Annotated in this window: 13 protein-coding genes; 3 read left to right on the top strand and 10 right to left on the bottom strand. The window is 73.4% G+C overall.

Annotated elements, in window-relative coordinates:
* The 4 genes from ABD317_RS23630 to ABD317_RS23615 form a co-directional block, all read right to left on the bottom strand.
* On the bottom strand, positions 1-521 hold a 521-nt coding region (locus ABD317_RS23630), incomplete at its 3' end, for an alcohol dehydrogenase catalytic domain-containing protein (RefSeq protein ID WP_344291930.1).
* Complete coding sequence (locus tag ABD317_RS23625; protein WP_344291929.1) at positions 514-1,665, bottom strand: mandelate racemase/muconate lactonizing enzyme family protein; 1,152 nt, start codon at positions 1,663-1,665, stop codon at positions 514-516. The genes ABD317_RS23625 and ABD317_RS23630, both read right to left, overlap by 8 nt.
* Positions 1,666-1,755: 90 nt before the next feature.
* Positions 1,756-2,862, bottom strand: a complete 1,107-nt coding sequence (locus tag ABD317_RS23620; RefSeq protein ID WP_344291928.1) for an aldose epimerase family protein — start codon at positions 2,860-2,862, stop codon at positions 1,756-1,758.
* Positions 2,863-2,924: 62 nt separating this feature from the next.
* Complete coding sequence (locus ABD317_RS23615; protein ID WP_344291927.1) at positions 2,925-3,833, bottom strand: SGNH/GDSL hydrolase family protein; 909 nt, start codon at positions 3,831-3,833, stop codon at positions 2,925-2,927.
* Between the two features lie 240 nt (positions 3,834-4,073).
* Here ABD317_RS23615 and ABD317_RS23610 point away from each other — a divergent pair, with 240 nt between their 5' ends.
* Positions 4,074-4,568 carry a DUF3145 domain-containing protein gene (locus tag ABD317_RS23610; RefSeq protein WP_344291926.1) on the top strand — a complete coding sequence of 165 codons (495 nt, stop codon included), beginning with the start codon at positions 4,074-4,076 and terminating at the stop codon, positions 4,566-4,568.
* A gap of 53 nt (positions 4,569-4,621) precedes the next feature.
* Here ABD317_RS23610 and ABD317_RS23605 read toward each other — a convergent pair whose 3' ends face one another.
* The 5 genes from ABD317_RS23605 to ABD317_RS23585 form a co-directional block, all read right to left on the bottom strand.
* Positions 4,622-5,884: a beta-ketoacyl-[acyl-carrier-protein] synthase family protein gene (locus ABD317_RS23605; protein WP_344291925.1), complete on the bottom strand. Its 1,263-nt coding sequence runs from the start codon at positions 5,882-5,884 to the stop codon at positions 4,622-4,624.
* A 105-nt stretch (positions 5,885-5,989) separates the two neighbouring features.
* Complete coding sequence (locus tag ABD317_RS23600) at positions 5,990-6,238, bottom strand: acyl carrier protein (RefSeq protein ID WP_027755393.1); 249 nt, start codon at positions 6,236-6,238, stop codon at positions 5,990-5,992.
* Between the two features lie 84 nt (positions 6,239-6,322).
* Entirely contained in the window at positions 6,323-7,357 is a 1,035-nt protein-coding gene (locus ABD317_RS23595; protein WP_027755392.1) for a beta-ketoacyl-ACP synthase 3, read from the bottom strand.
* Positions 7,354-8,313, bottom strand: a complete 960-nt coding sequence (locus ABD317_RS23590; RefSeq protein ID WP_344291924.1) for an ACP S-malonyltransferase — start codon at positions 8,311-8,313, stop codon at positions 7,354-7,356. The genes ABD317_RS23595 and ABD317_RS23590 overlap by 4 nt, the downstream gene beginning before the upstream one ends.
* 89 nt (positions 8,314-8,402) lie before the next feature.
* Positions 8,403-9,617 (bottom strand): PucR family transcriptional regulator, encoded by a 1,215-nt coding sequence (locus ABD317_RS23585; protein ID WP_027755390.1) that lies wholly within the window; start codon positions 9,615-9,617, stop codon positions 8,403-8,405.
* A 115-nt stretch (positions 9,618-9,732) separates the two neighbouring features.
* Here ABD317_RS23585 and ABD317_RS23580 point away from each other — a divergent pair, with 115 nt between their 5' ends.
* Positions 9,733-10,404, top strand: a complete 672-nt coding sequence (locus ABD317_RS23580) for a pirin family protein (protein ID WP_344291923.1) — start codon at positions 9,733-9,735, stop codon at positions 10,402-10,404.
* A gap of 246 nt (positions 10,405-10,650) precedes the next feature.
* Here the strand turns inward: ABD317_RS23580 and ABD317_RS23570 are convergent, their stop codons facing one another.
* Positions 10,651-12,963: a rhamnogalacturonan lyase family protein gene (locus ABD317_RS23570; RefSeq protein WP_344291922.1), complete on the bottom strand. Its 2,313-nt coding sequence runs from the start codon at positions 12,961-12,963 to the stop codon at positions 10,651-10,653.
* A 412-nt stretch (positions 12,964-13,375) separates the two neighbouring features.
* Here ABD317_RS23570 and ABD317_RS23565 point away from each other — a divergent pair.
* Positions 13,376-14,637, top strand: a 1,262-nt coding sequence (locus ABD317_RS23565) for a serine/threonine-protein kinase (RefSeq protein ID WP_344291921.1), incomplete at its 3' end; no start/stop codon positions are given.

Genomic DNA, 14,637 nt, shown 5'->3' with positions numbered 1-14,637 from the left:
GCCACCCGCTCGCCGGGCAGCGGCCCGCCGCGCAGCACCGCCGCGGCGGCGACGGCCGCCGGCTCCAGCAGCGCGGCGGCGCGCCCGTCGTCGTAGTCGTCCAGGACGTGCAGCAGCCGCGCCGGCACGGTCACGGTCTCCGCGAACGCGCCCGGCCGGGTGAAGCCCGTCTCGTCGTACGGCCCCTCGCACAGGTTCGTCTCGCCGGCCCGGCAGCGCGTGCAGACCTGGCAGCAGCGGAAGCCCTCGGCGACGGTCCTCCGCCCGGCCAGCGCCTCGTCGACGCCGGGCCCGACGGCCTCGACGGTCCCCGACCACTCGTGCCCGGGCGTGACCGGGTACGTGAGGTAGCCGGCCGGCCGGGTGCCGTCGTACACCTCGCGGTCGCTGCCGCACACCCCGGCCGCGTACACCCGCACCCGCACCTCGCCGGGCTGGAGCAGCCCGGTCGCCACGCTCTCGACCCGCGCCCGGCCGGGCCGCTCCAGGACGACCGCGCGGTGTGTCCGTGTCTCAGGCATCGGGGTTCCGCTTCTCCCAGCCGTCCGCCCACAGGTCGAAGTGCGCCCGTTGCTGCGGGAACTCCGCCGCCGCGTCGGTGTCCAGCTCCACGCCCAGGCCCGGCGCCTGCGAGCGGGCGAAGTAGCCGTCGACGACCTCGGGCGCGCCCTTGACGACCTTCTTGATCTCGGCGTCGGCGAAGTCGTTGAAGTGCTCCAGGATCTTGAAGTTGGGCGTGGAGAAGCCGACCTGGAGGGAGGCGGAGGTCAGCACGGGGCCGCCGACGTTGTGCGGGGCGAGCAGCACGTAGTGGGTCTCGGCGGTGGCGGCGAGCTTGCGGGTCTCCAGGATGCCGCCGATGTGCCCCACGTCCGGCTGGACGATGTCCGCGGCCTGGCTCTCGAACAGCTCACGGAACTCGACCCGGTCGTGGATCCGCTCGCCGGTCGCCACCGGTAGGTCCACCTTCCGCGCCACCTTCGCCAGCGCCTTGAGGTTCTCCGGCGGCACCGGCTCCTCCAGCCAGGCCGGCCGGTAGGGCGCCATCTCGCGCGCCAGCCGCACCGCGGTGGCCGGCGAGAAGCGGCCGTGCATCTCCAGCATCAGCTCCGTCTCGTCGCCGACGGCGTCCCGGACGGCCTCGATGAGGGAGACGGCGTAGCGGGACTCGGCGTGGTCCAGCTCGAAGCGGCCGGCGCCGAACGGGTCGATCTTCAGCGCCCGGTAGCCGCGGTCGACCACCCGGCGGGCGGCCTCGTGGTACGCCTCCGGGGTGCGCTCGGTGGTGTACCAGCCGTTGGCGTACGCCTTGACCCGGTCGGTCGCCGCGCCGCCGAGGAGCTGCCACACCGGCACGCCCAGCGCCTTGCCCTTGATGTCCCAGCAGGCCGTCTCCACGCAGGCGATCCCCGACATCACGATCTCGCCGGCCCGGCCGAAGTCGCCGTACTTCATCCGGCGGACCAGGTCCTCGATCGCGAACGGGTCGGAGCCCGCGATGTGATTCACCTCCGCCTCGCGCAGATAGCCGGTCAGGGCGTCGGTGTGGCCCAGCATCCGGGTCTCGCCGACCCCGGTCAGGCCCTCGTCGGTGTGTACCTGGACGTAGGTCAGGTTCCGCCAGGGCGTGCCGACGACGTGCGTGCTGATTCTCGTGATGCGCACGGCTGCTGGCTCCTTCACCGTGTTCGAAATTTCGTCACGTGTTCGAGATGCAGGCCAGACGCTATGGAGGTGGACGGCGGGTGTCAACGGTCAGCGCACGGCGAACTCGTATACCGTGGCCGAACGGTAATGCTCACCCGGCCGCAGCACGGTGGACGGGAAGTGCGGCTGGTTGGGGGAGTCGGCGAAGTGCTGCGTCTCCAGGGCGAGCCCGTCCCCCGGACGGTATGCCCGCCCGGACGGCCCGGTGAACGACGGGAAGACGAAGTTCGCGGTGTAGAGCTGCAGCCCCGGCTCGGTGGTCAGCACCAGCAGCACCCGCCCCGAGGCCGGCGAGCGGACCTCCGCGACCGGCTCGGGGGCGGCGGTGACGCCCTTGTCGAGCACGAGGTTCTGGTCGTAGCCGCGGCCGATCAGCAGCTGCGGATGCCCGGAGCGCAGCTCGGCGCCCACCGGCCGGGCCGTGCGGAAGTCGAACGGGGTGCCCGCCACGTCCGCGATCTCTCCGGTCGGCGCGGAGGTGGGGGCGTTGACGGTGAACCGGCCGGCGTCGATGCGCAGATGGTGGCCCTCGACGCTGCCGGAGCCCTCGCCGTCGAGGTTGACGTACGTGTGGTTCGTCAGGCTCACCACCGTCGGCGCGTCGGTGGTCGCCTCGTAGTCGAAGCGCAGCGCGCCCCCGGCGGTCACGGTGTACGTCACCCGCACCGCCAGCGCGCCGGGGAAGCCCTCCTCGCCGTCCGGGCTGGTACGGGACAGCAGCAGCGCGGCGGCACCGGGCGCGGCAGGCGCCTCGGCCGCGGCCCACACCCGCTTGTCGAAGCCGCGGGCGCCGCCGTGCAGGCAGTTGGGGCCGTCGTTGGCCGGCAGCGGGTACGAGCGGTCGCCGAGGAAGAACGAGGCGCCGGCGATGCGGTTGGCGTACCGGCCGATCAGCGCCCCGAAGTACGGGTCCCCGTGCGCCACGTACTCGTCCAGGGTCCCCAGCCCCAGCGCCACGTTCGCGTACCGCCCCGCCCGGTCCGGCACCTCGACGGACTGCACGGTCCCGCCGTACGTCAGCACCCGCACCCGGGTCCCGCCCGCGGTCAGCGTCCACCGCTCGACGGGCGTGCCGTCGGCGAGCTTGCCGAACGGCTCCGCGGTGACGGAGGGCGCGGCGGCGGGGTCGGGCGGGGTCAGCGGAGTCTCGGCCATGGGGAGACTTTATGCGCCCCGCCGGTCCCACAGGCCGCCGCAGGCGCCCCGCCGCCGCGCGGCTAGCGCACCCCGCCCGCCTTCCGGAGCTTCTCGTACGCGATCTCCGCCAGCACGTTCTGGCCCTCCTCGTCCGGGTGGAAGGAGTCCCAGCGGCTCAGATGGCCGCCGGTGAAGTCGTACTCGAAGGCCGCCCCGTCGTCGTACACGCACAGCGGATGCCGCCCGCACTCCTCCCGCAGCACCCCGTTGAACTCCACCACCCGGTCCTCCACCGCCGCCCGCCGGTCGCCGGCCGACGTGCCCAGGTCCGTCGGGTCCGCCAGCATCGACTGGCAGATCCCGCCCAGCGACCAGATCTGCCGGGTCAGCGCGCCGTCCCGGCCCACCTCCCACAGCCGCATGAGGCTCGGCACGCTGGAGACGTACACCCGCGTCCGCGGCAGGTCCCGCTCCAGCCGGTCCAGCGAGTCCGCCACCGCCGTGCGGAAGTCCGCCACCGGCGTCATGTCCGCCGTGCTGTCCGTGCAGGCGTCGTTGGCGCCGATGAGGACGGTCACCAGGTCCGGGCGGCGCGCGACGGCCTCGCCCGTCTGGACGGGCAACTCCGCCACCTGCGCGCCCGAACGGGCGAAATTCCAGGTGTGCCCCGACGGCTTCTTCAGCAACCGCCGGGCGAGGCTGTCCACGTCGTCCGAGGTGCCCGTCGACCACGACTTCTCCGGACAGTCGGAGAGCGGTTCGCAGACGTGGAACCCGCGCGTGATGGAGTCGCCGAGCGCCGCCACCGACCGCGGCGGGCGGAGCGCGGCCCGCGCCCGCTCCGACGGTTTGCCGGCCTTCTCCGCACCTTCTGACGGTGCGGCAGATCCCTTGTCCTTCCCCTGCGTCGGGTCCCCGCCGGTGCAGCCCGCGAGCGCCAGTGAGAGGGCGACCGCCCCCGAGCAGACGAGCGCCGCCACCTTGCGCATCCCTGCGCTCCCTCCCGCCCCCGAGGTCCTCCTCCGAACGTAGGTCAGCATGCCCAGGACCGACCGTACGGCACTCGCCGGGCACGGCGGCACGGTAGCTTGGCTGGAGCTCGACGGGCCGTATCGCGGCACGATAGCAGCGGGTTACGGAGTGTCCTGTTTACCCGGAAAGGCGACCCGTGGTGTTTACTCTAGGCAACTTCTCTTAGGCAGCTTCGAGCCCGCGGATGGAGGCCCCCGGTGACGACGCGTGGAGTTCTGTTCGTTCACTCCGCCCCGCGGGCGCTCTGCCCGCACATCGAGTGGGCGGTCACCGGCGTCCTCGGCGGCCGCGTCAGCCTTGACTGGATCCCCCAGCCCGCCTCCCCGGGCACGTGGCGCGCGGAGTTCTCCTGGCAGGGCGAGCCCGACACCGCCTCCCGGCTCGCCTCCGGGCTCCGCGGCTGGCACCTGCTGCGCTTCGAGGTCACCGCCGAGCCGTACGCCGCCGCCGAAGGCGAGCGCTACAGCTCCACCCCCGACCTCGGCATCTTCCACGCCGTCACCGGCGTGCACGGCGACATCCTCATCCCCGAGGACCGGCTGCGCGCGGCGCTGGCCCGCGCGCAGCGCGGCGAGACGCAGCTGGAGGCGGAGATCGCCAAGCTGCTGGGCAAGCCGTGGGACGACGAGCTGGAACCTTTCCGCTACGCCGGCGAAGGCGCCCCGGTGCGCTGGCTGCACCAGGTGGTCTGACCGGCGGCGCCCCCGGCGGCCCTGCTGCGCCCGCGGCCCCCGCCGGCGCGGCGTCAGACCGAACGGAAGGCCAGCACCACGTTGTGGCCGCCGAAGCCGAACGAGTTGTTCAGCGCCACGATCCGGCCCTCCGGCAGCTTCGTCGCCCGCACGGCGATCAGCTCCGGGGCGACCTCGTCGTCCAGGTCGTCGACGTTGATCGTCGGCGGTGCGGTGCGGTGCTCGACCGTCAGCACGGCCGCCACCGACTCGATCCCGCCGGCGCCGCCCAGCAGGTGGCCGGTCATCGACTTCGTACCGGAGACCAGCACGTGCCCCAGCTCGTCGCCGAACACCTTCTGCATGGCCTTGATCTCCGCCACGTCGCCCTGCGGGGTCGACGTCGCGTGCGCGTTGACGTGCACGACCTCGGCGGGCGTCAGGTCGTTCTGCGCGAACAGGTTCTCCAGCGCCGCCGCGATGCCGCGCCCGCTCGGCTCCGGCTGCGCGATGTGGTGGCTGTCCGCCGACAGCCCCTGGCCCACCGCCTCGCAGTACACCTTCGCCCCGCGCCGCTCGGCGTGCTCCGCGGACTCCAGCACCAGCAGGCCCGCGCCCTCGCCGAGCACGAAGCCGTCGCGGGCCTTGTCGTACGGGCGGGAGGCGCCCCGCGGGTCGTCGTTGTTCTTCGACATCGCCATCATGTTGGCGAACGCCGCGATGGGCAGCGGGTGGATCGCCGCCTCCGTGCCGCCGGCCACGACGACGTCGGCGCGGCCGGTGCGGATCATCTCCACCGCGTACCCGATGGCCTCGCCGCCGGAGGCGCAGGCGCTGACCGGCGTGTGCACGCCGGCCCGGGCGTTGATCTGCAGGCCGACGTTGGCCGCCGGGCTGTTGGGCATGAGCATCGGCACGGTGTGCGGCGAGACGCGCCGGGCGCCCTTGTCCCGGAGGTTGTCGTACTGCTCCAGCAGGGTCGTCACGCCGCCGATGCCGGAGGCGACGACCGCGCCCAGCCGGTCGGGGTCGATCGCGGAGTCCTCGCCGGCCCTGGCCGCGAACCCGGCGTCGGCCCACGCCTCCCGGGTGGCGACGAGCGCGAACTGCGCCGCCCGGTCCAGCTTCCTGGCCTGCGGCCGGGGGATGACCTCGGTGGGTTCCACCGCGACCTCGCCGGCGAAGCGCACGGGCAGGTCGGCGGCCCACTCCTGGTCCAGGTCCGCGATGCCGGAACGGCCGGCCACCAGCCCGTCCCAGGTGGATGCGCTGTCGCCACCCAGCGGTGTGGTTGCGCCGATTCCGGTGACGACCACGGTGCGATTGGTCGTGTTCACGTCGAAGCTCACTCCGAAAGGTCGATGTCTGCTACGGCGCCACCGCGGACCGCCGCCCGCGCCCGCGGGCGCAGGGGAGGGGGTGGCGACAGCGGGGACGTGCGGTCAGCTCTGGTGCTTGAGGATGTAGTCCGTGGCGTCGCCCACGGTCCTCAGCTGCTTGACGTCGTCGTCCGGGATCTTGACGTCGAAGCGCTCCTCGGCGGCGACGACGACCTCGACCATGGACAGCGAGTCGACGTCCAGGTCGTCGGTGAAGGACTTGTCCAGCTGGACGTCCTCGACCGGGATGCCGGCGATCTCGTTCACGATCTCCGCGAGACCGGCGACGATCTCTTCCTGCGTGGCGGCCATCTTGGGGACTCCTTCTTTCCGTTCCTTGAGGGTTCTTCTCGGTGGGAGTGAGCTGCGGGCGGGCCCGGCGGCCCGGCCCGCGGGTCAGGGGAGGGTCACGACCGTGGCGGCGTAGACCAGACCGGCCCCGAACCCGATGACGAGGGCGGTGTCCCCGCTCTTCGCCTGCCCGGTCGCCAGCATCCGCTCCATGGCCAGCGGGATGGAGGCGGCCGAGGTGTTGCCGGTGGTCTCGATGTCGCGGGCGACCGCGACGTGCTCCGGCAGCTTGAGGGTCTTCACCATCGAGTCGATGATCCGCATGTTGGCCTGGTGCGGGATGAAGACGTCCAGGTCGTCCGGCGTGACGCCGGCGGCGTCCAGGGCCTCCTGGGCGACCTTGGCCATCTCGTAGACCGCCCAGCGGAAGACCGTCTGGCCCTCCTGGGTGAGCGCCGGGAACTTCACGTCGCCGTTCTCGTCCAGGGGCAGCTGCCCCAGGTCGCCGACGCGAAAGCGGTCCCACGGCAGGGTCTGCTTGATGGTCTGGTGCTTGTCGCCCTCCGAGCCCCACACAGCGGGGCCGATGCCCGGCTCGTCGGCCGGGCCGACGACGACCGCGCCGGCGCCGTCGCCGAAGAGGAAGGCGGTGGTCCGGTCCGACTTGTCGGTGAGGTCCGAGAGCCGCTCGACGCCGACGACCAGCACGTGCTCCGCGCTGCCCGCCACGATCAGGCCCTTGGCCAGCGTCAGCCCGTAGCCGAAGCCGGCGCAGGCGGCGGAGATGTCGAACGCGGCCGGCTTGCCGGCGCCCAGCAGATGAGCGATCTCGGTGGCGACCGACGGCGTCTGCATGAAGTGCGAGACGGTCGAGATGATCACGGCGTCGATCTGCTCCGCCGTCACGCCCGCCGCCGCGAGCGCCTTGCCGGCGGCCTCGACGGACATCTGCGCGACGGTCTCGTCCGGGCCCGCCCAGTGCCGGGAGGCGATGCCGGAGCGGCTGCGGATCCACTCGTCGGAGGAGTCGATGTGCTGCAGGATCTCCTCGTTGGACACGACGCGGGTCGGGCGGTAGCCGCCGACGCCTAGGATGCGGGCGTGCGGAGCGCCCCTGGTGGGCCGGATCTTCGCGGTCATGCGCTCTCGCTCTCCTCCGGGCCCGCGGCCGTCGCCTCGGCGATGGCGGCACGTGCCTTCTCGATGTCCTCGGGCGTCTTCAGCGGCACCGGCTGCACGCCCTTCAGCGCGCGCTTCGCGAGCCCGGTGAGCGTGCCGCCGGGGGCGGCCTCGACCAGGGCCGCCGCACCGTGCGCGGCGAAGGTCTCCATGCAGGCGTCCCAGCGCACCGGGCTGGCGACCTGGCCGACCAGCCGCTCCATGACCTCCCGGCCGGTGGTGACGACCTTGCCGTCCCTGTTCGAGACGAACGGCAGCCGCGGGTCCGCGGGCTCGACCGTCGCGACCTCGGCGGCCAGCGTGGCGACGGCGGGCGCCATGTGCTCGGTGTGGAAGGCGCCGGCCACCTGCAGCCCGACGACGCGGCGCACGCCCTCCGGCTTGTCCTCGGCCAGCGCGGCGAGCTGCGCGGCGGTGCCCGCGGCGACGATCTGGCCGGCGCCGTTGACGTTGGCGGGCGTGAGCCCGAGCCGTTCGAGGTGCGGCAGCACGTCCTCCGGGTCCCCGCCGAGCAGGGCCGCCATGCCGGTCTCGGCGGCCGCGGCGGCCTCGGCCATGGCCAGGCCGCGGGCCCGGACGAGCCGTACGGCCTCCTCGTCGCTGATCACCCCGGCGAGCGCGGCGGCGGCGAACTCGCCGACGCTGTGCCCGGCGACGGCGCCGACCCGGCCCGGGATCTCCGCCGGGTCGTCGAAGAGCGTGTACGCGGAGGCCAGCGCGGACGCGACCAGCAGCGGCTGCGCCACCGCGGTGTCGCGGATCGCGTCGGCGTCCGCCTCCGTGCCGTAGTGGACCAGGTCGACCCCGATGGCGTCCGACCATGCCTCAAGAGCACCGCGGACGCCGGGGAGGCCGAGCCAGGGGGTGAGGAAGCCGGGCGTCTGGGCGCCCTGGCCGGGAGCTACGAGTACGAGCACCCTTCAACCTTCTCTTGTCGGGGGCGTCCGCCGCCCGTGGGGACGGGGACGAAGAACACCGGAGGGATTTGTGGAGTCCGAACAAATGACTAGGGCTGCGGTTCCGTCTCCGTCAGCCGGCCGAGGATCAGTGCGATACGCAGAGTAAACGCTGAGCGGACATCGGACGGTGACCAGCCCGTGACATCGGTCACACGTCGCAGCCGGTAGCGAACGGTGTTGGGGTGAACGAACAACATCCGCGCGGCGCCCTCCAGGCTCGACGCCTGCTCCAGATACACGCTCAGGGTCTCCAGGAGCGCCGACCCGGCCTCCGCGAGCGGACTGTAGATCTCCTCCACCAGCTGTTCGCGCGCCGCCGGATCGCCGGCGATCGCGCGCTCCGGCAGCAGGTCGTCCGCCAGCACCGGCCGCGGCGCGTCCTGCCAGGCGGAACACGCCTTGAGCCCGGCAGCCGCGGCCTGCGCCGACCGGGGCGCGGCCAGCAGGTCGCCGACGACGGGACCGGCCACGACCGCACCCTGCGCAAACGGCCCGATCAGCGCCTTCGCCGCCTTCAGCGGATCCGCGCTGCCGCCGGCGATCACCACCAGCCGGCTGCCCAGCACCCCCGTCAGCACCTGGAGCTTGGCATGCCGTGCGGCCCGCCGGATCGCCTCCACGGTCAGCTCGCTGTCCCCGTCCGGCGCGGTGCCCAGCACCACGCACACGTGCTCCGGCGCACTCCAGCCGAGCGCCGCCGCCCGGGACACCGTCCCCTCGTCGGCCTCGCCGGAGAGCACCGCGTTGACCACCAGCGACTCCAGCCGGGCGTCCCAGGCACCGCGGGCCTCGGCGGCCTGCGCGTAGACCTGGGCGGTGGCGAAGGCGATCTCGCGGGCGTAGACGAGCAGCGCCTCGCGCAGCACCGACTCGTCGCCCGGGGCGGCGACATCGTCGATCGCGGACTCCATGACCTCGATCGTGGTACGCACCATCTCCACCGTCTGCCGCAGCGTGATCGCCCGCGTCAGCTCCCGCGGCGCCGTGCCGAACACGTCCGTGGAGATCGCCTGCGGTGTCTCGGGGTGCCGGAACCACTCCGTGAACGCCGCGATCCCCGCCTGCGCCACCAGCCCGATCCACGACCGGTGCTCCGGCGGCATGGCCCGGTACCAGGGCAGCTGCTCGTCCATCCGGGCGATCGCGGCGGCGGCCAGTTCCCCGGACGACTTCTCCAGCCGGCGCAGGGTGGCGGCGTGCGGATGCTGCAGCCGGGCGGCGTCGCGATCGCGCGGCTCGGGTGTCTCGGTCGGTTCAGGCACGGGGTCTAGCCTGCCCTATGCGGGGCGCGGCGGACGAAAGCGGCATCGTACTGCGGCGGCGTACCGCGGCGGCGACGGTGCCGTTCAGCGCCTCTCCGCGGCGTACGGTGGCGGGGTGATTCAGCTACGGCGGGGGCGGGGGCGCTACCGCGGCGGGGACCCGGAAGCGGGGATCGAGACGCTGCACGCGTTCTCCTTCGGCGGCTTCTACGACCCGCAGAACGTCCGGTTCGGCTCCCTGGTCGCCTGCAACGAGGAACGGCTGCGGCCCGGCGCCGGATTCGCCGAACACGCCCACCGCGACATGGAGATCGTCACCTGGGTCCTCGCCGGCGAACTCACCCACGAGGACTCGACCGGCCGCACGGAGACCCTCCGCCCCGGCGACGTCGCGCACCTGTCCGCGGGCACCGGCATCCGCCACGTCGAACGCAACGCGGGCCCCGCCCCGCTGGTGTTCCTTCAGATGTGGCTGATGCCCGCGACCCCGCCCGGCCCCCCGTCTTACGAGGTCGTCCGCGGCATCGCCGACGGCACCCCGCTCGCCGTCGAACCCGCCGCGTCGGTCCTCCACGTCCGCCGCCTGCGCCCCGGCGAACGCACGGCCCTCCCGGACGCCCCCTGGGTCTACGTCCACGTCGCCCGCGGCACCGTCCGCCTCGCCCCCGGCGCCCCGCCCGCGGAGCCGGGCGACGCGGCCCGCATCGCGGGCTGCGAGGGGCAGGCCCTGACGGCGGCGGAGGCGGCGGAGGCGCTGGTGTGGGAGATGCAGGCGCCGGAGAGGTAGCGGGCCCGCCGCCGCGGCGGCGCCGATGTCGTCCACCGCGACCAGGGACAGCCGGGTGCCGGGCCGCATGACGCTCACCAGGCCGCCCTGGATGCCGCGCGGGAACAGGAAAGCCGCGGACGGGAGCAGAACCGACACCGGCCCCGGCACCGGGCCCGGCCGTGCGGTTGCGGTCGTACGTGCCGGGTCGGTCGCGGCGGGGTGCCGCCCCGTGGGGCGACACCCCTCGTGGTGCGGGTGGTCGGGTCAGCGCAGGTAGACGTTCGGCTGCGGCGGGCGGGTCATGCCGGCCCCGAGGAAGTAGCCGGGGTGGGGCGGCTGGTTGTAGGCGGTGTTCTGCCAGGCCAGGGCCACGCGGTACTGGGCGTCGTGGGCCAGGGTGTGCAGCTTGGTGGTGGTGGGTGTGGACGTCGCGTAGATGCGCAGGGCGGAGTTGTCGGAGTGGCGCCAGATCACCTCCTCGCGCCAGTCGCCGAAGAGGTCGCCGGACAGCACCGGGGTGGACTTCGTGCCGTTGCTGGAGGAGACGCCGCTGCCGGTCAGCAGGCGGGTGTCGCCGCCGGTGCCGTACTTGTCGATACGGGTGCCGTCCAGCAGCTCGCGCACCGGGTCGCCGTCCCACCAGGCGAGGAAGTTGGCGGAGGACGGGTTGCGTCCCACGTTGCCGCCGGAGGCGTTGCGCAGCTGGTTCATGTTCGGGCCCGAGCCCCAGAACTCCGCGCCCGGGTTGCCGGCGTGGATGTCGCCGGCCACGCCGCGGCCCGGTCCCTCGGAGCCGCTGGTCGGGGTGCGGTGGATGACCTGGCCGGTGCCGGCGTCGTGCAGGTCGGAGCCGGGCTGGTTGCCCGGTTCGTGGATGGTGAAGACCTCCACGCCGGAGCGGGAGGGCACGAAGTCGCCGACGTGCAGGGCGTCGCCGTGGCCGAAGCCGGTGGTGTACATCAGGCTGCCGTCGTCGTCGACGGTCGCGGAGCCGTAGACGATCTCCTGGCGGCCGTCGTCGTCGACGTCGGCGACGGACAGCTGGTGGTTGCCCTGGCCGTACGCGGCGCCGTTGCCCGAGGAGTCGGAGTCGAACGTCCAGCGGCGGGTGAGCTGCCCGTCGCGGAAGTCCCAGGCGGCGATGACCGCGCGCGTGTAGTAGCCGCGGGCCATGATCAGGGACGGCCGCTCGCCGTCGAGGTACGCGGTGCCGGCCAGGAAGCGGTCGACGCGGTTGCCGTAGTCGTCGCCCCAGCTGCCGACGTTGCCGCGCGGCGGCACGTAGTCCACGGTGTCGACGGCGGCGCCGGTCAGGCCGTTGAACATCGTCAGGTACTCGGGCCCGGTCAGGATGTAGCCGCCGGAGTTGCGGTGGTCGGCGCCTCCGTTGCCGATGACCGTGCCCTGGCCGTCGCGGGTGGCGTCGGCGGTCTTCATGGCGACCTCGGCGCGCCCGTCGCCGTCGTAGTCGTACACCTGGAACTGCGTGTAGTGCGCGCCCGCGCGGATGTTGCGGCCCAGGTCGATGCGCCACAGCCGCTGGCCGTTCAGGCGGTACGCGTCCACGTAGACGTTCCCGGTGACGCCGGACTGCGAGTTGTCCTTGGCGTTGTCCGGGTCCCACTTGACGATCAGCTCGTACCGGCCGTCGCCGTCCACGTCGCCCGGGCTCGCCTCGACCGGGGTGTAGCCCGAGCCGGGGGACTGCAGGGGCACGTCGAGGTGGTTTCCGCCGGTGAACCGCAGCGACTCCGCCGACGCGGGCTGTTCGACACCGTCGACCACCGCCCGCACCGTGTACGAGGCGTCGGCGGGCGCCCCCGCGTCCCGGTAGTTGGTGGAGTCGGTGATGGGGGAGGAGTTGACCTTCGTCGAACCGCGGTAGAGGTTGAACGCGGTCTCGTAGCTCTCCGTACCCCACAGCCGCCAGGAGACGAGGTTGCCGTCGCCGGAACGGACCGAGACCAGACCGCGGTCGAGGTTCTCCATCTGCTTGGCGTCACCCACGGGCGGGTCGGGGTCGTCGCCCCCGTCCACCGGCACGAGCCGCCACTGCTGGTTGGCCCCGTCGTTGTCGGTGTACTGGGAGACCCGCGCGCCGTCCGCGGTGGACCGCTCCCAGACCTCCAGCGCCTTGCCGCTGTTGCGGTTGATCAGCTGTACGTGTCCGCCGTCCGTGTCGACGACACGGAACTGCTGGTTGGCGGCGTTGTTGTCGGTCCACTGGATGACGTTCGCCCCGTTGGCGGTGGACGCACCCTCGATGTCGACCACCTTGCCGCTGTGCCGGGACTTCAGGCGGTAGTAGCCGCCGCCCGAGTCGGCGAACTGCCACTGCTGCCAGGCGCCGTCGTTGCGCGGCCACTGCACCAGCGGCGCGCCGTCTTCGGTCGCCAGGTTGTACACGTCCAGCGCCTGACCGCTGTGCCGGTTGACGAGCACGTAGGACTCGTCGGTGTCGATGACGGCGGCGTGCGACGAGGAGGCCTGCACGGCGACCAGCGACACGGCGGCGAGCGCCATGGCCAGCAGCGCCGTGAGAGGGCTGCGCACTCTGTGCAGGTGACGGATGCTCATGGCCGCTGCTCCTTCGGTAGCGGTGTACGCCGTGGTGCGAAACGTTCCATGGGGGTTCCTCTTTCTCTTTGGGAGGAGGATTGAAACGATTCATGGGAGCGCTCCCAATGACGGTAGGGGCGAACCCGGCGCGTCGGCAACAGTCGTGCACGGGGTTCTTCGAAAGTTTCCGAGGGGGCGGGGGTGGGGGAGGGCTGGGGGGAGGGGCAGGCCGACCGGTCCGCCGCCGCGGGCGTGCGGAGCTTCGGGTGTCCCGGGCCGGGTCTGCTTGATCATCCGGGGGGTGTGCTGAAGATCGAATCTGCGCAGGAACGCATGCCCGCCCAGGTCACGTTGTGTCTCCGCGCTATCGTGCGGGGGCACGCGGACGGACCGGACGCGGTCGGGCGGGATCAGAGGGGGGTACGGCTCGGTGTTCACGGCGCTGGAGGCGGGGGATCCGCGGCAGGTGGGCAGGTACCGGATCGTGGCCCGGCTCGGCGCGGGCGGCATGGGCCAGGTGTTCCTGGGCCGTTCGCCCGGCGGCCGGAGCGTCGCCGTGAAGGTCGTACGCTCCGAGCTTGCCCAGGACCCGGGGTTCCGGCGCCGGTTCGCCCGCGAAGTGGCCACCGCCCGGCGCGTCACCGGGTTCTTCACCGCCGGGGTCGTGGACGCCGACCCGGAGGGCTCGCCCGCCTGGCTCGCCACCGAGTACGTGCCGGGCCTGCCGCTCGGCGACGCCGTCGAAACGCACGGCCCGTGGCCGGAACACGGCGTCCTGGCACTGGCCGCCGGGCTGGCCGAGGCGTTGGAGGCCATCCACGCGGCCGGGGTGGTCCACCGGGACCTGAAGCCGTCCAACGTGCTGCTGGCCCAGGACGGGCCGCGCGTCATCGACTTCGGCATCTCCGTGGCCGCCGAGTCGAGCGTGCTGACGCAGACCGGCACGGTGATCGGCACGCCCGGCTTCATGTCGCCCGAGCAGCTCACGGGCGGCCGGAACGTGGGCCCGGCGACGGACGTGTTCGCGCTGGGCGCGGTGCTCGTTTACACGGCGACCGGCAACGGCCCGTTCGGTACGGGGTCGTTCCAGGCGCTGAACTACCGCATCGTCCACGAGCAGCCCGACCTGAGCGCCCTCCCGCCGGTCCTGCGGGACGTGGTGGCGCGGTGCATCGCGAAGGACCCGGAGCAGCGGCCCTCCGTCACGGCGCTGGTGACGGAGCTGGCGCACACGCCGGGCGACGACAACACGTGGCTCCCGGCGGCGGTCGCGACGGCGCTCCGGGACCCGGCGCGGGTCTCCCTTCCGCCGTCGGATGACGGGCCCGCGGGGCCGCCGGTGGCGGCGGAGGGGGCTCCGGCGCCGACGGCGGGGGCCGGCGCGACGCCGGCGTCACCGGCGTCGGCGGAGGCGGAGGCATCGGCTCAGGCACCGGGACAGTCGCCGGCACCCGTACCCGGACAGGCGCCCGCACAGCCACCCGTACCGCCACCGTCACCGGCACCGGCCGACCCGACCGTGCCCGCGGCCGACGCCCCGCACCGGGACGCCGGGCACCCGCCGGGACGGGAGCCGCAGCAGCCGCCCGCACCGGAGAGGCAGCCCGCCCCGGCCCCGGACCCCGCCCCGGCCCCCGAGGACCCCCTCCACCAGGCCGCGACCGCCCCGGCAACGCGTGACCCGCCCGCGGC

This window comes from Streptomyces synnematoformans, assembly GCF_039531005.1.
GTDB classification, from domain to species: Bacteria; Actinomycetota; Actinomycetes; order Streptomycetales; family Streptomycetaceae; genus Streptomyces; species Streptomyces synnematoformans.
The sequence above is the reverse complement of the archived record's forward strand: the minus strand, read 5'-3'. Positions and strand labels throughout refer to the sequence as shown.